Source organism: Pseudomonas sp. FDAARGOS_761 (assembly GCF_013343155.1).
Classification (GTDB): Bacteria; Pseudomonadota; Gammaproteobacteria; order Pseudomonadales; family Pseudomonadaceae; genus Pseudomonas; species Pseudomonas aeruginosa.
In genome coordinates, this window is the sequence record NZ_CP054572.1 from 4,458,282 (window position 1) to 4,477,687 (window position 19,406).

General features: G+C 68.5%; 20 protein-coding genes. 8 read left to right on the forward strand and 12 right to left on the reverse strand.

The window, feature by feature from the left end; genetic code table 11:
- Positions 1-362 precede the first annotated feature (362 nt).
- From FOC67_RS20715 to tsiT, 5 genes are read left to right on the forward strand one after another with little or no spacing between them, the layout of a single operon-like run.
- Positions 363-758: a PAAR domain-containing protein gene (locus tag FOC67_RS20715; RefSeq protein ID WP_003093006.1), complete on the forward strand. Its 396-nt coding sequence runs from the start codon at positions 363-365 to the stop codon at positions 756-758.
- Positions 755-1,282 carry a DUF4123 domain-containing protein gene (locus tag FOC67_RS20720; RefSeq protein ID WP_003093008.1) on the forward strand — a complete coding sequence of 176 codons (528 nt, stop codon included), beginning with the start codon at positions 755-757 and terminating at the stop codon, positions 1,280-1,282. The genes FOC67_RS20715 and FOC67_RS20720 overlap by 4 nt, the downstream gene beginning before the upstream one ends.
- Complete coding sequence (locus FOC67_RS20725; RefSeq protein WP_003132626.1) at positions 1,275-1,658, forward strand: hypothetical protein; 384 nt, start codon at positions 1,275-1,277, stop codon at positions 1,656-1,658. The genes FOC67_RS20720 and FOC67_RS20725 overlap by 8 nt, the downstream gene beginning before the upstream one ends.
- Positions 1,655-2,440, forward strand: coding sequence for a type VI secretion system effector protein TseT (gene tseT, locus FOC67_RS20730; protein WP_003104240.1), 786 nt, complete (start codon positions 1,655-1,657; stop codon positions 2,438-2,440). Before FOC67_RS20725 ends, tseT begins: the two co-directional genes overlap by 4 nt.
- The gene (gene tsiT / locus FOC67_RS20735; RefSeq protein WP_009313409.1) at positions 2,437-3,156 is read left to right on the forward strand and encodes a type VI secretion system immunity protein TsiT; all 720 of its coding nucleotides are present in this window, start codon (positions 2,437-2,439) and stop codon (positions 3,154-3,156) included. The genes tseT and tsiT overlap by 4 nt, the downstream gene beginning before the upstream one ends.
- A 321-nt stretch (positions 3,157-3,477) precedes the next feature.
- Here tsiT and FOC67_RS20740 read toward each other — a convergent pair whose 3' ends face one another.
- From FOC67_RS20740 to moaC, 10 genes are all read right to left on the reverse strand, one after another.
- Positions 3,478-5,820: an ExeM/NucH family extracellular endonuclease gene (locus tag FOC67_RS20740; protein ID WP_009313408.1), complete on the reverse strand. Its 2,343-nt coding sequence runs from the start codon at positions 5,818-5,820 to the stop codon at positions 3,478-3,480.
- A gap of 36 nt (positions 5,821-5,856) precedes the next feature.
- Positions 5,857-7,419 carry an alkaline phosphatase gene (locus FOC67_RS20745; protein WP_009313407.1) on the reverse strand — a complete coding sequence of 521 codons (1,563 nt, stop codon included), beginning with the start codon at positions 7,417-7,419 and terminating at the stop codon, positions 5,857-5,859.
- A gap of 233 nt (positions 7,420-7,652) precedes the next feature.
- Complete coding sequence (locus FOC67_RS20750) at positions 7,653-8,165, reverse strand: phosphatidic acid-binding protein (RefSeq protein ID WP_009313406.1); 513 nt, start codon at positions 8,163-8,165, stop codon at positions 7,653-7,655.
- Positions 8,159-9,049, reverse strand: a complete 891-nt coding sequence (locus FOC67_RS20755; RefSeq protein ID WP_003110916.1) for a U32 family peptidase — start codon at positions 9,047-9,049, stop codon at positions 8,159-8,161. Before FOC67_RS20755 ends, FOC67_RS20750 begins: the two co-directional genes overlap by 7 nt.
- A gap of 11 nt (positions 9,050-9,060) precedes the next feature.
- Complete coding sequence (locus FOC67_RS20760; protein WP_003093020.1) at positions 9,061-10,056, reverse strand: peptidase U32 family protein; 996 nt, start codon at positions 10,054-10,056, stop codon at positions 9,061-9,063.
- Positions 10,057-10,170: 114 nt separating this feature from the next.
- A complete protein-coding gene (glp, locus tag FOC67_RS20765; RefSeq protein ID WP_003114306.1) occupies positions 10,171-11,394 on the reverse strand; it encodes a gephyrin-like molybdotransferase Glp in 1,224 nt (407 codons plus the stop codon).
- The gene (gene moaB, locus FOC67_RS20770; protein WP_009313403.1) at positions 11,391-11,948 is read right to left on the reverse strand and encodes a molybdenum cofactor biosynthesis protein B; all 558 of its coding nucleotides are present in this window, start codon (positions 11,946-11,948) and stop codon (positions 11,391-11,393) included. Before moaB ends, glp begins: the two co-directional genes overlap by 4 nt.
- A 101-nt stretch (positions 11,949-12,049) precedes the next feature.
- Positions 12,050-12,502, reverse strand: coding sequence for a molybdopterin synthase catalytic subunit MoaE (gene moaE / locus FOC67_RS20775; RefSeq protein WP_003093025.1), 453 nt, complete (start codon positions 12,500-12,502; stop codon positions 12,050-12,052).
- Positions 12,503-12,506: 4 nt separating this feature from the next.
- Positions 12,507-12,758 carry a molybdopterin converting factor subunit 1 gene (moaD, locus tag FOC67_RS20780; protein WP_003110788.1) on the reverse strand — a complete coding sequence of 84 codons (252 nt, stop codon included), beginning with the start codon at positions 12,756-12,758 and terminating at the stop codon, positions 12,507-12,509.
- Positions 12,755-13,237, reverse strand: coding sequence for a cyclic pyranopterin monophosphate synthase MoaC (gene moaC, locus FOC67_RS20785; RefSeq protein WP_003093030.1), 483 nt, complete (start codon positions 13,235-13,237; stop codon positions 12,755-12,757). Before moaC ends, moaD begins: the two co-directional genes overlap by 4 nt.
- A 217-nt stretch (positions 13,238-13,454) precedes the next feature.
- Between moaC and FOC67_RS20790 the strand changes: the two genes are divergently transcribed.
- Positions 13,455-13,883, forward strand: a complete 429-nt coding sequence (locus FOC67_RS20790; RefSeq protein WP_003093032.1) for an arsenate reductase ArsC — start codon at positions 13,455-13,457, stop codon at positions 13,881-13,883.
- Between the two features lie 162 nt (positions 13,884-14,045).
- Positions 14,046-14,228, forward strand: a complete 183-nt coding sequence (locus FOC67_RS20795) for a hypothetical protein (RefSeq protein WP_003110789.1) — start codon at positions 14,046-14,048, stop codon at positions 14,226-14,228.
- 9 nt (positions 14,229-14,237) lie between these two features.
- On the opposite strand, the gene FOC67_RS20800 is transcribed toward FOC67_RS20795, so the two are convergent.
- Both FOC67_RS20800 and FOC67_RS20805 read right to left on the reverse strand, forming a co-directional pair.
- Positions 14,238-15,014, reverse strand: a complete 777-nt coding sequence (locus FOC67_RS20800; RefSeq protein ID WP_003110790.1) for a CHAD domain-containing protein — start codon at positions 15,012-15,014, stop codon at positions 14,238-14,240.
- Between the two features lie 116 nt (positions 15,015-15,130).
- Positions 15,131-16,522, reverse strand: a complete 1,392-nt coding sequence (locus FOC67_RS20805) for a PhoH family protein (RefSeq protein WP_003093038.1) — start codon at positions 16,520-16,522, stop codon at positions 15,131-15,133.
- Between the two features lie 503 nt (positions 16,523-17,025).
- On the opposite strand from FOC67_RS20805, the gene copA1 reads away from it, so the two are divergent.
- Positions 17,026-19,404, forward strand: coding sequence for a copper-translocating P-type ATPase CopA1 (gene copA1 / locus FOC67_RS20810; protein WP_009313402.1), 2,379 nt, complete (start codon positions 17,026-17,028; stop codon positions 19,402-19,404).
- Positions 19,405-19,406: the final 2 nt, after the last annotated feature.

The window sequence follows — 19,406 nt, forward strand, 5'->3', positions numbered from 1 at the left end:
AGCCTCCCTGTCTCCTCCCCCGGCGGTCTCGGCGCAGGGCGGATAACCCTATCGCGGCTATCCGTCGCTCCAGCGCGGTATCGGCGGACAGCCCCTGCGCAGGCAAAGCGAACGCGACGCTGCGCGAAACGCCTCCTTCCCTCCTCCCAGGCTCCCCTCCCCATCGCGCCATCGCTCCGTACGCCTGCGCCTTTCGCAGGCGGGTGACGAGACTTCCAGGTAGGAAATCCCTTCAAGCGCAACCAGGCAAGGACGCGGTTGCCCAAGCCGTTTCCGAAGGTGCCTCCTGAGCAGTTCAGATAGGTTGTCCGCCCCCGAGTGGCACGGCAGAGTGCCAGGGTTTATCTCATAGGGACTTGAGCATGAGCGGCAAACCCGCTGCGCGCCTGGGCGATCCGACCGCGTGTCCGCTGCCGGGCCACGGCAGCAACCCGATCGTCGGCGGCTCGCCCGACGTCTTCTTCGACCATCGGTCCGCCGCCCGCCAGGGCGACGCCACCGCCTGCGGCGCCACCCTCAGCGCCAACGTCATCGCCAACGTACTGATCAACGGCAAGCCCGCCACCGTGGTAGGTAGCGTCGGCACCCACGGCAACCTGGTGGTCGGCGGCGCGGGCACGGTGCTGATCGGCAACAGCGGCGGCGGCGCACCCGCTCTCGCCCTCGCCCCACCGAAGCTGTGCCTGCAATGCCTGCTGCTGGCGGCACGCCGCAACCAGGCCCTGGTGCCCCTGGAAAGCCTCGGCGGCGCACCGTGAGCCGGCTCCAGCCGGCGCTCGCGGCGCCTACGCCGGACAGCCGTCTGTTCGCCCTGGCGGACGGCGCCCGCTACCTGACCCTGGACACCCGCCTGGAAAAGGCCGCGGGGGAAATCCGCTCGCGCTGGCTGCTGGCCGGGAGCGAGCTGGACGAAATCGCCCATGCCGGGCCGGTCCTGATCGAATTCATGGACAGCGCCTCGCTTTCGTCATCGGGCGAATTCCTCGGCTGGCTGCGCGACTGGGACCGCCGCTCGCCCATGACCTCCTGGCTGTGGAGCCGGGCGTCCTTCGAAAACCTCGCGAAACACTTCGCCGGGCTGCTCTTCACCCGCATGCCCGACGGCCGCCGGGCGCTGTTGCGCTACTACAGCCCGGAAGTGCGCCGGGCGCTGGAGCAGGTCATGACCGCGCGGCAATGGACGCAAGTGATGGCGCCGCTGGAGCGTTGGCAGGTCTGGCAGCCCCTGCAGGGCGGCTATCTCGTCTATGACCGGGAAACGGAGCGGACCGCCGATGCTTGAACTGGATGCCGGCCAACTGGATCGCCTGCAACGGGTCCGCGACGACGAAGTCATCGAGCGGGTCCTGCTGGAGGTACGCCGGGAGGCTCCCGCCTGGCTCGAACGACGCGGCCTGCTGCCCGCCATCCGGCAACTCGGCGAGCTGCGCGCGACGGCGCTGGAACTGGGTATCGAAGAGCCCGGGACGATCGAACGCTTTCTCCTGCACGGCCTGGCCTTCCCCGGCTTCCAGGACACGCCGGCGTTTCTCGCGCACATGCGCCGGCCGCTGGCTGACAGCCCGGAACAACGCTTCCAGGACTACGAACGGATCGTCGAGTTTCGCCTGGCCAGCCAGAAATGGCGCGCGTACGAAACCTCGGGGAGACCGGCATGAGCGGCATAGGCGCGCTTTTCCGACCGCTGCCCCGCATGGGTCCGCGGCTGCCCTTCGAACTACCCGCGCCGCCCCGGCCGCACTTGCCGATGCCGGCGCCGCGCCCGCTGCCGCGACCGGCCCCCGGCGCGCTGCCCAGGCCGGTACCGCGTCCGATGCCGGTGCCGCAGACCCTGCCCAGGACCGAGACCGGCACGCTGAGCCGCGACCGGACCCGGGAAGCCGAGCGCGATTGCAGCAAGAGCCAGGGCCGCGACAAGGACTGCGTGGAGTGCCCGCCGTCCCGGGGCGAAATGGCCATCGCCAATAACGGCAAGGGCCACAGCATGTCGGACCTGTCCGCGCGCTACCAGCAGTGGGTGACCAATTTCCCGTTTCCCCACGAATGGTTCTGGAGCGGCACCTGGTGGGACGGCTTCGACGAGCCGCGCTGCACCCTGCTGGAGGCGAAGGCCAACTACGCCTTCCTGTTCGTCCCGCTGCTCGGCGTGCCCAGGCCCTGGGCGCGGGCCAAGGTGAAGTCGGACCTGCTGCAGAAGGCCGAGGTCCACAGCGACAAGGCCCGACCGACCCCGCCGGTGTTCGTCGAATGGCACTTCCTGCAGCGGATCGTCTACGAGTACTGCGCCGCAGAGTACCTGCGCATGGGACTGGCCAACCTGAAGGCATTCTGGAATCCGATGCCGGGAACGGACGAGCACGACGACTACCAGGAAACCCGCGCGAAGGAACAGGAAGAGATGAAAAGGTTTTGCGAAGAGAACCCGGGGTATTGCGCATGACGGACGCCAAGGCTTTCAGGCGCTACATATTCGAGCTGTACTTCGATCCGGCACGGCTCCTCGAACTGGACGACGACCAGCACCTGCAACGGATAGAGCGCTTCCTCGATGCCCTCGCGCCCCTCCATCCGGTGCTGGAGAACTGGTACCTGTGCGGCGACTCCCTGCGCGACGCCCTCAGCCACAACGTCACCGAGCACCGCCAGGATCTCGCCAAGGCCCTGTCGCGTGACCGGCGCACCCGGGCGGTGGAACTGGTGCTATGGAACGGCGAGGAGGATCCGCTCAAGGGCGGGTTGTCGCTGGACTACGAGGCCAGCGGCAGGGCCGTCTCGTCCAGGCTCCAGTTGGAAGATGCCGGCAGCCTGCTGCAGGTGTTCGACGCACCGGCTTCCTCCTTCGTCGCGATCTTCCTCGCGGCGCTGGAAATCTGGCCCGAAGCGACCTGGGGCATGCTCGCTCCGCATGCGTACTTCGTACACCAGCGGACCTTCCCGGACCGCCGCAGCATCGGCTGGATCGGCTTCTGCCCGCATCCGCTAAGGGCCACGGACTTCCCGGCGGCTACGGAGCTGGTCGACATTCCCGGCCGTGGCACCCTGCTGCTGAACGGCCGCGAACCGATGGACGAAACCCGTCGCGAACATTTCGAGCGCGTCGGCGAAGCGGACATCAAGCTGATGGAACTGGGCTACCTGCCGCCGCTGCGCGGCTGACGACGTACGAACCTGGAGGGGCCTCCGTTCCGTGGGGCGAATACGCCACCGGCGTTATCCGCCGGTATCCCGCCGCAACGGCGGATAACCGCAAGCGGTTATTCGCCCTACAGGCCCACGTGCCACACTGGAAGGCCACCCTGAAGGGGGCTCCGTTCCGTGGGGCGAATAACGCCACCGGTGTTATCCGCCGAGATCCCACCACAACGGCGGATAACCGCAAGCGGTTATTCGCCCTACCAGGCCCATGTGCCATGCAGAAAGGCCACCCTCGGGTGGCCTTTCTGCATGGCGACCAACGCCACGGGCGCTATCCGCTGCCTACCTGCGGTGCTTCTTCATCGCCACCCGGCGCAGGTCGATACCGATCACCACCGGGTCGTGGTCGGAGGCCCGGTACGGCTCGGCGTTGTACAGGCTGTCCTGCTGCCGAGGGGTCTTGAACTCGACGTTGTAGTCCAGCACCCGGGGCTCGTCGGCGTTGATGTGCCACTCCACCGCGCCGCGTACCTGGCGCGCCAGGCTGGCGTTGGCGAGGGCGTGGTCGAGGTAGCCGGACTGCCCGGAGAACACGTAGGAGTAGCCCTTTCCTGCGCCCGCCTGACGCGCCACCAGGTCGGTGTAGCCGGCGCCGCGGATGACGTTCACCGGGTCTTCCTTGGCATAGGAATTGAGGTCGCCGATGATCAGGCGGTCAGGTTCCTTGGCGCCCGTCGGATCGCCCGCCAGCCAGTCCACCAGGGCCTGGGCGGCGCGCGCCCGGGTCAGGTTGCAGTTGCCCTGGCCGTCGCCGGTGTCCGGGTCGCCGTCGCAGGCCGAGCCCTTCGACTTCAGGTGGTTCACCGCGATGGTCAGGCGTTCGCCGCCATTGATCTCCTGGAAGGTCTGGGCCAGGGTCGGACGGTTACGGGTATCGTCGAACTCCGGGTTCACCGAACTGTCGAGCACCGCCGCGGATCGATAGGTGCGGACCTTGTCGCCGCGATAGATCAGCCCCACGGCAATTTCGTCGCTGCCCAGCTTCGCCCGGTTCGGGTTGACGAAGGCATAGCGCTGGCCCTGGGGCAGGCTGGCGTTGAGGCCGTTGACCAGGTCGGCGATGGCGCTGAACTCGCCGTAGCCGTCGTTCTCGATCTCCATCAGGCCGACGATGTCCGCCTTCGAGGCGAGGATCGCCGCGACGATCTTCGCTTTCTGCCGCTGGAACTCCTCGGCCGTGTTGGCTCCGCGCGAGGTGGGGAAACCGCCGCCCTTGCCATCGCCGTTGAAGTAGTTGAGCACGTTGAAGCTGGCCACCCGCAGGCGCCCTTCCACCGCCGGCTGGGCCGGACGCGGATTGGCCGCCTCGAAGGTCGGCGTCTGCAACGGCTGGATACGGTAGCTGCCGGCCGAGTAGTCGAGCACGCCGTCGATGGCGCTGGTGCGATCGCCGACGCGCAGGCTGTTGTAGGCGCTCAGTTCCGGCGCCGGGTAGCGGATCGGGTCGGGGTTCTGCCCGCTGCGGCCGTCGTCGAGGAGAATCCGGTCGAGGTCGTTGCGCGCCTGCATGGCCTTGGCCTGTTCGCCGGGAGCCACCACGTTGGTCGGAGTCATCTGGCGGCCGCCGGAGGACAGCAGGACCTCGCCGTAGCGGCCGAGGTTGTAGACCTCGTTGACGGTCAGCGTCTGGCGGAGCTGCACGCGCATGCCTTCGTAGCGCTCCAGCGCATCGGCGCTGGCCAGCGGCAGGCTGATGCCGGCCGGCGTCGGCAAGGCCACGCCGCTCGCCAGGACGCTGACCTGCAGCGGCCCGACCAGTTCGGTGAGGCCGTTGAACTCGCGGACCTGGCCGGTCACCCGGACGCGGTCGCCGAGCTTGACGTCGCTGCCGTTGCCGCCGTCGTAGACGAAGATGCCTTCGGAGGTCGCCGGGTCGCCGTCCACCGTGGCATCTTCCTGCTGCACGTAGAAGCCCTTCAGCTCGCTGGCGTTCTGGAAGTCGCCGACCACCACGCCCTCGATGGCGACCCGCTGGTTCACCAGCGGACTTTCAGCGCCGGCGCCCTGCACCTCGTGGATCGGTCGCAGGCCGGCCTCCTCGCCGCCGCCGGGCTCACCAGCGCCATGCTGGCCGAGGTTGGCGAAGGTGTCGCGCGGGTAGCCCAGCCATTGCGCCGCCGGGTCGAAGGCGTCGCTGGGATCGCTGTCGCCGTCGCGGATGTCGGCCTTGCGCACCAGGCTCCGGTCGAGGGTCTGCACATCGCCGCTGCCCCAGGTCGTGCCGGGGTTGAAGCCGACCTGGCCGAGGCTGTCGAGGATCTCGCCGCTGCGCCGGCGCAGCAGCACCGCGTCGTTGCCATTGAACCAGCTGCCTTCCACCCGCTGGCTGGCCAGCGCCAGCAACGCCGGGTCGGCCACGCCGTTGGCGAGGACGAAGGTCTTGCCCGGCGCCAGGCTGCCGCTCAGGTCGATGCTGCGGCCCGCCGCGCTGGCGCCGTTGAAATAGAACTCGACGCGGTAGGCGGAGAGGTCGAGGACCTGGCTGCCGCTGTTGTAGAACTCCAGCGCCTTGTTGTTGCCGCTGCCTTCGACATACTCGGAGATGATCAGCTCGGCGGCGTTGGCCACCGGCAGGCCCAGCAGGGCCAGGCCGCCCAGCAGGGCGGCGTTACGCAAGGGGTGCATCGGGATACTCCTTTATCGGAATGGGGTCGCCGCGGCTCAAGCGCCGTCGGGCTGCAGTTCCTGGGAAAACACCGGCTCGCCGTCGAGGTCGCGCAGGGTGACGGTGAGCGCGCGGCTTTGCGCATCGATCTCCACCTCGCCGAAGAACTGGTAGCCGGCGAAAGGGGAGCTGTTCTGGACCAGCGGGGCCTTCTGGAACATCACCTGCGGGCCGAACGTGCCATCCAGCGCGTTGGGTCCGAAACTACCGGCATTGAGAGGCCCGGCGACGAACTCCCAGAACGGCGCGAAGTCCTTGAACGCGGCGCGCTCCGGGCTGTAGTGGTGGGCTGCGCAGTAATGCACGTCGGCGGTCAGCCAGACGGTGTTGCGCACCCCGGCGCGCTGGACGAAGCGCAGCAGGTCGGCGATCTCCAGCTCGCGGCCGATGGCGGCACCGTCGTTGCCGTTGGCGATGGCCTCCCAGCGGTCGCGACCCTGGGCGTCCTTACCATCGGGCACGCAGAGGCCGATCGGCATGTCGGCGGCGATCACCTTCCACTGCGCGCGCGAACCGCGCAACTCACGCTTGAGCCATTGCAACTGTTCACGGCCGAGGAAATCGGTGGCGGCGCTGCGCCGCGCCTGCAGGTTGGCGCTGTTGCCGCCGCGGTAGCTGCGCATGTCGAGGACGAACACGTCGAGCAAAGGGCCGTAGGCGACCTTGCGGTAGATCCGCCCGTCGCGCCCCTGGCGCTGGAAGCGCAGCGGCGCGTATTCGAGGAACGCCTGGCGCGCGCGGGCCGCCAGCACGTCGATGTCCTTCACCTGGTAGCGCTCGTCGAGCTGCTTGCTGGAGGACCAGTTGTTGGTGGTCTCGTGGTCGTCCCATTGCCAGATCTGCGGCACCTCGGCGTTGAAGCGGCGCAGGTTGTCGTCGAGCAGGTTGTAGCGGTAGTTGCCGCGGAACTCGTCGAGGGTCTCGGCGACCTTGCTCTTGGCCTCGGTCACCCGGTTGCGCCAGATGCGCCCGCTCTCGGTCTCGATGCGTTCGGGGATCGGCCCATCGGCATAGATGGTATCGCCGCTGTGCAGGAAGAAATCCGGCTGGCGCCGGCGCATGGCTTCGTAGATACGCATGCCGCCGATATCCGGATTGATCCCGAAACCTTGCCCGCAGGTGTCGCCGCTCCAGACGAAACGGATATTGCGCGCCTCGCTCGGCGCACTGCGCAGGTGGCCGAACCAGGGCTTGCTCAGGCTGCCGTCGCGGGCATCCTCGAAGCGCACCCGGTAGAAGATCGACTGGTCGGCTGGCAGGCCACGCAGGTCGATACGCGCGGTGTAGTCGAGGCGCTCGTCGGTGACCGGCGAGACCAGCCGGCGCGGCTCGCTGAAGACGCTACGGGTGTCCCATTCGACGATCATCCGCGCCGGGCGGTCGGTGCGGCTCCAGACCAGCGCGCGGTCGCCCTGCACGTCGCCGGATTGCACGCCATCGGTCAGCTTCGGCCGCGCCTTGGGCGAGGCGATCACCGCCGGCGCGCCCAGCGCCGGCAACAGCAGTCCAGCGCCCAGGCCTTGCACGACGCGGCGGCGCTTGAGGTCCATCCCACTCATACCGGAGTTCTCCGCAGGCTTCACGAAGGTCCGGTTTACCGGGGCAAGTTGACAGGGGCGTTACGGGGACAGACAGGCTATCCGTTTTGGTCAGGGGGAACGCCCGGTACGGGTATTCCGGGCGTTGCCTTGCTGAAAAGAGCCTCAGTGAATTTCAGGCTTCAGGGAATACACCCAATCGGAGGGGCGCGCCCAGCGACATTGGCGTCGCTATACGCCCCTTTCCACCGACCTCAGCCGCCCCGCGCACCCTGGACCGCCTGGGGCGCCTCGCCGCGCTCCTCCTGCACGGCCCGCCCGGCCCGTTCCACGGCGTTCCACAACCAGGGCGGCAGGTGCTCCGGGTCGAGGCTGTCGAGGAGGTTCTTGACCGCCAGGCCCAGCTCGGTGTCACCCTCGATCACCAGGCGGCGGCGGAAGAACAGGGTATCCGGGTCCTCATGCCGGCTGGCCAGCAGCAGGAAGTCGCGCCAGTCGCCACGGATGGTCACGCTGGCCCGTGGCCGTTCGACCAGGCGCAGGCCGCCGGGCACCCGGGTGACGCACCAGCCGACGCCGAGGTCCCTGACTTCCAGGCGCAGCCAGCGACCTTCCAGCAGGTCGAAGGCGCCCTCCTCCAGCGGCTGGGCGAACAGCCGGTTGGCGACCCGTTGCAGGACCAGGTGCTGGAGCCCGCGCGGAACCTTCGCCGCCAGCGGCAACAGGCGTCCGGCGACGCCGAGGAGCAGGCGTTGGCGGTTCAGCATAGCCCCGCCTCCTCTGCCCGCAGCATCCCCGGCCGGCCGTGCCAGTAGCCGTTGCAGCCTTCCACCGCGAGTGGCGGAGCGGCGCCCTTGCGTACCCGGTCGAAGGCCGCGATCACCTCGGCCATGCCCTGCGCCCGAGGGCTCAGGCGTAGCAGGTCGGCGCCGCTATGTTCCAGCGAGCGGTAGTCGGCCAGCAGGTTGCTGACCTTGCCGGACATGGTCTGGATGCCGTTGAGGGTGAACAGCGCCTCGCCCTCCTGGCTGAGCAGCGGGATACCTTCGGGATACTGCTGGCAGCAGAACTGGCAGTCGTCCTTGGGCCGGTTCTCCGCCCGCGCGGTGAAGCAGCGCGCCGAGTAGGCCAGCGGCAGGTGACCGTAGGCGAAGACCTCGGTCTGCAATTGCTCCAGGCCCAGCTGCGCAGCCTGGTCGAGCACCCCGCGCAGCAGCTTGCCGGAGACTTCCACCGGCGGAATCCAGCGGCGCATGCCCCAGGAATACAGTTCGGCCAGGGCATGACCGTTGTAGAGGTTCAGCGCCGGACCGCCGACAAAGGGCACGCCGCGCTGGCTGAGGTAATAGACGGCGGCCATGTCGTTGGCCTCGACCCGGAGTTCGCCGTTCTCGCATAGCCGGCGCAGGCTGGACAGCTCCGAAGCGGCCTCGATCAGCGCCAGCCCGGAGAGCACCAGCTCGGCACGGGTCGCCTGCGCCAGCTCGCGGGCCAGCGCCTGCCAATCGTTCAGGGACAGCGCCCGGCGCTTGGCGCAGACGGTCTCGCCGAGGTAGATGACGTCGAGCGGCTGGCCGGCCATCTCGGCGTAGAAATCGAATATCTGCCGCTTGTCCCAGTAGAACAGCAGCGGTCCCAGGCTCAGTTTCATCGCGGCGGTCCTCACTGCCAGGAACGGTGATAGGCGCCCAGGGTGGTCTGGTGCCCTTCGGAAAGTCCGGCCAGCGCGCGCTGCCATTGCGGCTGCACGCTATAGGCGCCCGGCGCGCTGGCGTAGCTGTCCAGCGCCTGGCGCCAGACCCGGGTGACCTGCTCGACGTAGGCCGGGCTGCGCTGGCGGCCTTCGATCTTCACCGCCGCCACGCCGATTTCCGCCAGTTGCGGGACCAGGTCCAGGGTGTTCAGGCTGGTCGGTTCCTCCAGCGCATGGAAGCGCTGGCCATTGACCAGGAAACGGCCCTTGCAGAGGGTCGGGTAGCCGGCCGCCTCGCCGGCGGCGTAGCGGTCGATGAGTACTTCGTTGAGGCGCGAGGTCAATCCCTCCGGCTCCTCGCTCCAGCGCACCGCCCTGGCCGGCGAACAGACGCCGCAGAGGTTCGGCGACTCGCCGGTGACGTAGGAGGACAGGTGGCAGCGGCCCTCGGCCATGATGCACAGGCTGCCGAAGGCGAACACCTCCACCGGCACCGGACTGCCGGCCGCCACCTGGCGTACCTGCGCCAGCGATAGCACGCGGGGCAGGACCGCGCGACGGATGCCGTAGCGTTCGTGATAGAGGGCCAGGGCCGCGGCATTGGTTGCCGAGCCCTGCACCGACAGATGCAGGTTGAGCCGCGGATGACGCTTCGCGGCATAGCCGAGCACCGCCACGTCGGCGGCGATCAACGCATCGACGCCGAGGTCGGCGGCCTGGTCCACCGCGCGCTGCCAGCGCTCCCAGCCCTGAGCGCTGGAATAGGTGTTGACCGCTACGTAGAGCTGCCGCCCGGCCTCGTGGACTCGCCGCAGGCCTTCCTGCAACTGGCGTTCGTCAAGGTTGAGGCCGGCGAAATGGCGGGCATTGGTGTCGTCGCGGAAACCGACGTAGATGGCATCGGCGCCCTGTCGCAGGGCCGACTTCAAGGCGGGCAGGCTGCCCGCCGGACAGACCAGTTGCATGGGGTTGCTCCTCTGGCGAAAAACGCGCTCCGCGGCAGTGGGCAACCCCGGGGCACAGGCGCCACACTCTAGAAAGACGCTCCCGGTCGGCGCTTGACCGGGATCAAGAAGGCCTCAGGCCATCAGTGCGGAGAACGGCAGAAAGTCGATCGCATCACCCACGCCCAGGGTGGCGCCGCGCTCGATCACCGCCAGCCCGTCCGCCCAACTGGCGGCAAGCAGCATCGCCGAGCCCTGCTGCGGGTGGATTTCCACCCGCCCCCGTTCATCGAGCCGCGCCCGCAGGTACTGGCGACGCGCCCGCGGTTGCGGCCAGTCGAAGGCCGCCGGCAGCGCCAGCGGCCGCGGCACTACGTCGAACAGTCCCTGCTGGCGAAGCAGGAACGGACGCGCCACCAGCAATGCAGTGACCAGCGCCGCCGCAGGGTTGCCGGGCAGCCCCAGCCAGGGCTTGCCGGCCACGGAGCCGAAGGCGAACGGCTTGCCCGGCTGGATCGCCAGGCGCCACAGGTTGACCTCGCCAAGCTCGGCGATGGCGCGCTTGAGGTGGTCTTCCTCGCCTACCGAGACCCCGCCGCTGGTGACCAGCGCGTCCCATTCGGAGGCCGCCAGGCTGAGCGCATCGCGGCTGGCCACCAGTTCGTCGGCGAGCACTTCCTCGTCGTGCACCTCGAAGCCGAGACCGCGCAGCAAGGCGCCGATGCAGTAACGGTTGGCGTTGTAGATCTGCCCGGCCAACAGTGTCTGGCCGGGCTCGCGCAATTCGTCGCCGCTGCTCAGCAGGCCGATGCGCAAGCGCCGACGCACCGAGACCGTGGCGACGCCGAGACTCGCCAGCAGGCCGAGTTCCTGCGGGCGCAAGCGCTGTCCGGCACGCAGCACCGGCGCGCCGCGGCGCAACTCCTCGCCGCGCCGGCGCACATGCTGGCCGGCGCTCACCGGCGGCAACTGCACGCGCTCGCCGTCGACCACGCAGAGTTCCTGCGGCACCACGCAGTCGGCGCCGGTCGGCAGCGGCGCGCCGGTGAAGATCCGCGCCGCCTGGCCCAGCGGCAGGCTCATGCCGCGGGTGTCGCCGGCGGCGATCCGCGCGCCGACCGTCAGGCTGCCGCCGCTGCGCGGCAGGTCGGCGGAGCACAAGGCGTAGCCGTCCATCGCACTGTTGTCCCAATGCGGCAGGTCCATCGGCGCCAGCAGGTCCTCGCCGAGCACTCGTCCCAGCGCCCGCTCCAGGGCCAGGCTCTCGCAGGCTGGCGGGCGCGGCGCGCGCGCCAGCAGTTCGGCCAGCGCCTCGTCGAGCGGGCGCAGTTGGCCGCCATCGCAGGCGCAAGCGCTCACGAGCGGCACCCGCAGCCGGCCACCGGCGCCAAGGCTGGCGGGGTCTTCAGGTGCGGGACGAAATTGCACGGGCGGGTGCGGCTGTCCAGTTGCGCCAGGAGAATCTCGTTCCAGGCGGTGCGACAGGCACCCGGCGAGCCGGGCAGGCAGCACACCAGGGTACCGTTGCTGAGCCCGGCCAGCGCCCGCGACTGGATGGTGGAAGTGCCGATCTCGCGCTGCGAGACCTGGCGGAACAGTTCGCCGAAGCCCTCGACATCGCGCTCGAACAGCGGCCCGACCGCCTGCGGGGTGTTGTCCCGCGCGGTGAAACCGGTGCCGCCGGTGATCAGGCCGACCTGTACCTCGGGGTCGGCGATCCAGGCCGAGACCACCGCGCGGATCTGGTAGATGTCATCGGTCTTCAGGCTCCGCTGGTGCAGGCGATGACCGGCGGCCAGCAGCGCGTCGGCGAGGGTCTGGCCGGAAGTATCGGTTTCCAGGGTACGGGTGTCGCTGACGGTGAGGATGGCGATGTTCAGCGGCTGGAAGGTGGAGGTGGCCAGGTGGCTCATGGAAGGGAGTCCTCGGAACGGGCGATGCCTCAGCCTGAACCGCGGGCCCCCGGCTGGCTATTCCTCCGAAGAGGTAAGCCGGCGGCGCGAGGAGGTAGCCGTCACTCCTCCCAGCGCTGCGCGGCGGCCTGGTCGCTGCAGCGGCCTTCGACCCAGCGCGGGCCTTCGGCGGTGTCTTCCTTCTTCCAGAACGGCGCGCGGGTCTTCAGGTAGTCCATGACGAAGTTGCAGGCGTCGAACGCCGCCTGCCGGTGGGCGCTGGCGCAACCGACGAAGACGATCGGCTCGCCCGGCTCCAGGCGGCCGATGCGGTGGAGGATCTCCAGGCGCAGCAGCGGCCAGCGCTGCCCGGCCTCGGCGGCGATCTTGCCGAGGGCCTTCTCGGTCATGCCCGGATAATGTTCGAGGAACATCCCGCCGACCTCGCGACCGTCGTTGAAGTCGCGCACGTAGCCGACGAAGCCGACCACCGCGCCGATGCCGACGTTCTGCGCATGCAGGGCGTTAAGCTCCTGCCCCGGATCGAAAGCGGCCTGCTGGACGCGGATGGCCATGGGTTCAACCTCCGGTGACGGTGGGGAAGAAGGCGACTTCGTCGCCGTCCTGCAACGGCTCGTCGAGGCCGCACAGTTCCTGATTGCGCGCGCACATCAGGTTCTGCTCGCCGAGGGTACGCTCCCAGGCCCCGCCGCGCTCCACCAGGAGCTGGCGCAAGGCGCCGAGGGTCGCCAGCCCGGCGTCCCAGTTCAACTGCTCGCCGTCGACGCCGAGGGCTTCTCGGTAACGGGCGAAATACTGCACGCGGATCATGCCTGCCCTTCCTCCTCTTTGCGGTAGTGGCCGCTCTTGCCGCCGAGCTTCTCCAGCAACTGGACCTGCTCGATGACCATCCCGCGGTCCACCGCCTTGCACATGTCGTAGATGGTCAGGGCCGCGACGCTGGCGGCGGTGAGCGCCTCCATCTCCACGCCGGTCTGCCCGGCCAGCCGGCAACGCGCGCGGATGCGCACGGCGTCCGGCGCCTCGGCCTGCAGTTCGAGCTTGACGCTGGTGAGCAGCAGCGGATGGCACAGCGGGATCAGTTCGTGGGTGCGCTTGGCCGCCTGGATGCCGGCGATCCGCGCCACGGCGAAGACGTCGCCCTTGGGATGGCCGCCGTCCTGGATCAGTTGCAGGGTTTCCGGGCGCATGCGCACCACGGCCTCGGCCGTGGCTTCACGGGAGGTCACGGCCTTTTCCGTGACGTCGACCATGTTGGCGCGGCCCTGGGAATCGAGATGGGTCAGCACGTGGGTGCTCCTGATGGAAGGTACTGGCCAGTCATTGTAAGCCCTGGGACGCGAGCGGGGATGGTTTGGCCGGATTCTGAAGGGGAATGATTGTATACAGAAAGAGGTATGCCCTCGTTGGCGAATGACCACCCGGTGAAATTTTCCTGACAGCCCTGCCGGTCCGTGACGATCGGACTAAGATCGCAACAGGCTTCCCGCTCCGGAGAACGGAAAGATGACGGACCGACTGCGCGTACTCTTCGTCTGTATCGCCAATGACGCCCGCTCCCTGATCGCCGAGGCCATCCTGCGGCACACCGACGGCGAACATTTCGCCGCGTTCAGCGCCGGCGTGCGCCCCGCTGGCGTCGACCCGCGCACCCTGAGCGTGCTCGAACACGCCGGCATCCCGACCCAAGGGTTGAGTAGCAAGCCGCTGGAGACCTTCGCCGGGGAGTCCTTCGACTATCTCATCGACCTCTGCGACAAAGACACCGACGAACTCGCACAGTTGCCGCACTCCGCCCAGACCCTCGCCTGGAGCTGCAGCGACCCGACCCTCCAGGAAGGCCTGGAAGGATTCAGCCATGTCCTGCAGGAGCTGAACGACCGGGTCCGGCTGTTCCTGGCAGTGAAGAACCGCCCCCATGGGGAACGCTCCTGAGCCGCGCCACCAGCGACGCCCCAGTCGCCGTGCCTCCCGGCGACCTGCCAGTCCTGAAAGGTAGATGAAGGTTTGATGACGGCGTCGAGAAAGCTCGACTAGCGTTGGTCAATACCTATACCGCGCCGGGAGCGCTGGACAGGGCCCACAGGGAGGTGCCCCATGCAACTGCGAATGCACCCTTCGACCAAGGGCGGATGGATCGTCCAGGTCGGCGCCTATCGCATCCCCTTCCATACCGAACGGGAAGGTCGGGAATATCTGCGCAAACTGCGCGAGCGGATCGAAGCCCCCCACGCGCTGCCCGGTTCGCCCAAGCCCCGGATAATCCGCCAGGCCAGGTAGCCGACCCGCTCAGGTGCGGCCGATGGCTTTCCCCAGCAACCTGGCAAGGCGCCGAACGGATTCCTCGGCCCGGTCCAGGGCGGCGGCCTCGGACCTGCGCCATTCCGCGCTCAGGGGGCGCAGGTCGGCCTGCTCTTCGGCCCTGAGGCACCATTGCTGGTGGTCGTGCCAATCCCCCAGCATGGTCTGTAGCGTTTTCAGCGTGTCGAGCACCTTTCCCGGCAGAGGGCAGAGGTCCGGGTAGGCCTCCTGCGAATAACGTGCGCGCTTTACCAACAGGCGGATGTCGTGAAGATCGTGTCCGGGATCGTCGAGCGCCGCCAGCAGCTTGCGCAACTGGTGCCTGATTCGCTTGCTCGCCTCCGCCTCGAGATCGTCGAGGCGACCTTCCGTCATCGCCCGCCGGACACCGTCCGGCCAGGCGTCCAGTGCGTCCAGCAAATCCTTGATCTGTGGACTGCTCCCTGCCTGCCGATACCAGCGGAGCACCGCCTGCCTGCGCAGCGAAGCCGGAATCAGCAGGCCATGGCGCTCCAGCTCGGCCGCCATCACTTCCATGTCGCGGATCGGATTGGTGGCCTGCCCGAGGGCTTTCGCCGCGCGATCCAGGTCCTCGGCCAGAGCCCCCAGGCGCAACGGTTTCAACAGGCTGCGCAGGCGCCTGGCGGCGACGCGCAGATCGTGCAGCGCTTCCGGGTCGGTGCCCTCGACGATCCTGGCATAGGCATGCATGACCTCGACTTCGAGGCCGGAAACGGTGCGAATCACGGATGCGGCGAAAGCCATACGGCGGACTCCCGGAACTGGGGCCCGAAGTCTAGGACATGTTGCAGATCCGTGAACGCCAGCCGCTGCGCCCGGCTCGAGGCCGGGCGCAGCGCAACGCCTGCGACGCCGCGTGGTTACATATGCGCCTCGGCGTACTCCGCCAGCACCGAGCGCGGCACCCCTTGCAGGGTCACGTGCACGCCGTGGGGGAAGTCCTTGAAGCGTTCGGTGAGGTAGGTCAGGCCGGAGCTGGTGGCGGACAGGTAGGGCGTGTCGATCTGCGCCAGGTTGCCCAGGCAGATCACCTTCGAACCGCTGCCGGCGCGGGTGATGATGGTCTTCATCTGGTGCGGCGTGAGGTTCTGGCATTCGTCGATGAGGATCAGGCTCTGCTGGAAGCTGCGCCCGCGGATGTAGTTCAGCGACTTGAACTGCAACGGCACCTTGCTGAGGATGTAGTCGACGCTGCCATGGGTGCATTCGTCGTCCATGTGCAGCGCTTCGAGGTTGTCGGTGATGGCGCCGAGCCAGGGCTCCATCTTTTCCGCCTCGGTGCCGGGCAGGAAACCGATGTCCTCGTCCAGGCCCTGCACGCTGCGGGTGGCGATGATGCGCCGGTAGCGCTTGCTGACCATGGTCTGCTCGATGGCCGCGGCGAGCGCCAGGATGGTCTTGCCGGAACCGGCGGCACCGGACAGGTTGACCAGGTGGATGTCCGGGTCGAGCAGCGCGTACAGCGCCAGCGACTGGTACACGTCGCGTGGCCGCAGGCCCCAGGCTTCCTGGTGCAGGAGCGGCTCCTGGTGCAGGTCGAGGATGGTCAGCTCGTCCTGCTGGATGCCCTTGATCCAGCCGACGAAGCCCTGTTCGTCGACGATGAACTCGTTGATGTGCACCGCCGGCAGGTTGTCGGTGAGCTGCACGCGATGCCAGGTACGGCCGTGGTCCTGGCGGGTCTCGACCTTGCTCACGCGGTCCCAGAAAGAGCCGGCGAGGGAATGGTAGCCGCGCGACAGCAGGGCCACGTCGTCGATCAGCTGGTCGGTGTGGTAGTCCTCCGCGTCCACCCCGCAGGCGCGCGCCTTCAGGCGCATGTTGATGTCCTTGGTCACCAGCACCACGCGCACGCCGCTGTGGCGGCTCTTCAGCTCGACCAACTGGTTGATGATCTTGTTGTCGTTGAGGTGCTCCGGCAGCCAGGTGATGGGCTCGGCACGCTTGCTCATGAGGATCGACAGGCTGCCGCTGGGGCCGTTCTTGCCACGCTGGATCGGTACCCCTCCCTCGACCTGCTCGGGCGTGGCCTCGCCGAGTACCTGGTCGATCAGGCGGATGGCCTGGCGGCACTCGGCGGCGATGGTGTGCTTTCCGGTCTTCAGCTTGTCCAGCTCTTCGAGCACCGTCATCGGGATCGCGACGCGGTGTTCCTGGAAGTTCAACAGGGCATTCGGATCGTGGATCAGGACATTGGTATCGAGGACGTACAGGGTGGGCTGGGTGGGGCGGGAACGTCCGTGGTCATCCATACGCGATCACCTTCTGCTAAGGGCCTGGCGACGGAATGCCGGGTCGGCGCTCCGCCGGGGGGCGAGCCGCCTTCTCTCTTCCGGTGGGGAGAGCCTGACAGCAGAGGTGAGGGCCGGGGCCGCCACCTGTGCTGCAGGGTTCGGCGGTCTACGGTTCCACAAATACCGCAAAAAATATGACGGTAAAAAGTACTTTTCGTCATCAGCAGGTTTTTTTTCCGCAAGCGACGAAATACCTTGGCGCAGCCCTTCGCGAGGTCTAGTGTTATCGGTCCCACCCCTGTGAAAACCCTGTGCTTTTCCGTGCCGCAACGGTTTTCCAGCGCCATTCCCCCTCCCCCCTGCTCCTGCGACATAAAGCCGCCACTGCGTCCTGCGCCGCCTTCCTGTATGAATCCGGGGCTTGACCTTGACACGATGTCAAGGCTGAACCTGGCGACAGATCTCACCGGCGCCTCCCAGGGCGCCTGCGGTGCCACTTCTGTCCATTCCAAGGAGGACTCATGAACAGCGCCACGCTAACCGAGCTCGATCTGCCGGTCAGCGGCATGACTTGCGCGTCCTGCGCCGGCCGTGTCGAACGAGCCCTGAAGAAAGTGCCCGGGGTCGCGGCCGCCTCGGTCAACCTGGCCAGCGAGCAGGCCCGCGTACAGGCCCCGGCGGACAGCCTGCCGGCCCTGGTGGCGGCGGTCGAGCAGGCCGGCTACCAGGTTCCGGCGCGCAGCCTGGAACTGTCCATCGAGGGCATGACCTGCGCCAGTTGCGTCGGCCGGGTCGAGCGGGCGCTGAAGAAGGTGCCCGGCGTACGCGAGGTCAGCGTCAACCTGGCCAGCGAGCGCGCCCACCTCGAGCTGCTCGGCGCCGTGGACAGCCAGGCCTTGCTGCAGGCGGTGGAACAGGCCGGCTACAAGGCCCGCCTGCTCGACGCGGGGCAACCACGCCAGGACGATGCCGAGCGCCGCCTGCGCCGCGAACGCTGGTGGGTGATCGCCGCGCTGTTGCTGGCGTTGCCGCTGGTGCTGCCGATGCTGGTGGAATGGGCCGGCCTGCACTGGATGCTGCCGCCGTGGGCGCAGTTCCTCCTGGCGACCCCGGTGCAGTTCGTCATCGGCGCGCGCTTCTATGTCTCCGCCTGGCGCGCGGTGAAAGCCGGTGCCGGCAACATGGACCTGCTGGTCGCCCTCGGCACCAGCGCCGGCTACGGCCTCAGCGTCTACCTCTGGCTGACCGCACCGCCCGGCCACATGCCGCACCTCTACTTCGAAGCCTCGACCGTGGTGATCGCCCTGATCCTCCTCGGCAAGTACCTGGAAAGCCGCGCCAAGCGCCAGACCGCCAGCGCCATCCGCGCCCTCGAGGCGTTGCGCCCGGAGCGCGCGGTGCGCCTGCGCGACGGTCGCGAGGAAGAGGTGGCGATCGCCGAGTTGCGCCTCGGCGACGAGGTGGTGGTGCGTCCCGGCGAACGCTTCCCGGTGGACGGCGAGGTGCTCGACGGCAGCAGCCACGCCGACGAGGCGCTGATCACCGGCGAGAGCCTGCCGGTGCCCAAGACTCCCGGCGACAAGGTCACCGGCGGCGCGATCAACGGCGAAGGCCGCCTGCTCCTGCGCACCACCGCGCTCGGCGGGGAAACGGTGCTGGCGAAGATCATCCGCCTGGTGGAAGACGCCCAGGCCGCCAAGGCGCCGATCCAGAAGCTGGTGGACAAGGTCAGCCAGGTCTTCGTCCCGGTGGTGATCCTCATCGCGCTGGTCACCCTCGGCGCCTGGCTGGTCGCCGGGGTCGGCCTGGAGCAGGCCCTGGTGAACGCCGTGGCGGTGCTGGTGATCGCCTGCCCCTGCGCCCTCGGCCTGGCTACCCCGACCGCGATCATGGCCGGCACCGGCGTGGCCGCACGCCACGGCATCCTGATCAAGGACGCCGAGTCCCTGGAAGTCGCCCATGCGGTCACCAGCGTGGCCTTCGACAAGACCGGCACCCTGACCTCCGGGCGACCGCAGATCATCCACCTCGGCGGCGACGATCAGGAGCAGCTGCTCAGGCTCGCCGGCGCCCTGCAACGCGGCAGCGAGCACCCGCTGGCCAAGGCCGTGCTCGAGCGCTGCGCCGAGCGCGACCTGGAGGTTCCGCCGGTGAACGCCAGCCAGGCCCTCAGCGGTCGCGGCATCCAGGGCGAGGTCGAGGGTCGCCGGCTGGCCCTGGGCAACCGCCGCCTGCTCGACGAGCAGGAACTCAAGCCCGGCGCGCTGGCGAGTGCCGCCGCGGACTGGGAGGCCGAGGGCCGCACCCTGTCCTGGCTGCTGGAACTGGCTCCGGAGAAACGCGTGCTCGGCCTGTTCGCCTTCGGCGACAGCCTCAAGGACGGCGCCGCCGAAGCGGTGGAGGCCCTGCGCGAACGGGATATCCACAGCCACCTGATCACCGGCGACAACCGCGGCAGCGCGGCGGTGGTGGCCAAGGCCCTGGGCATCGACGACGTACACGCGGAAGTGCTGCCGGCGGACAAGGCCGCCACGGTCGCCGAGCTGAAAGGCCGGGGCCGGGTGGTGGCGATGGTCGGCGACGGCATCAACGACGCCCCGGCGCTGGCCGCCGCAGACGTCGGCATCGCCATGGGTGGCGGCACCGACGTGGCCATGCACGCCGCCGGCATCACCCTGATGCGCGGCGACCCGCGCCTGGTGCCGGCGGCGCTGGACATCTCGCGGCGGACCTACGCGAAGATCCGCCAGAACCTGTTCTGGGCCTTCATCTACAACGTGATCGGCATCCCGCTGGCGGCCTTCGGCCTGCTCAACCCGATGGTGGCGGGCGCGGCGATGGCCTTCTCCAGCGTCAGCGTAGTCGGCAACGCCCTGCTCCTGCGACGCTGGAAGCCCTGAGC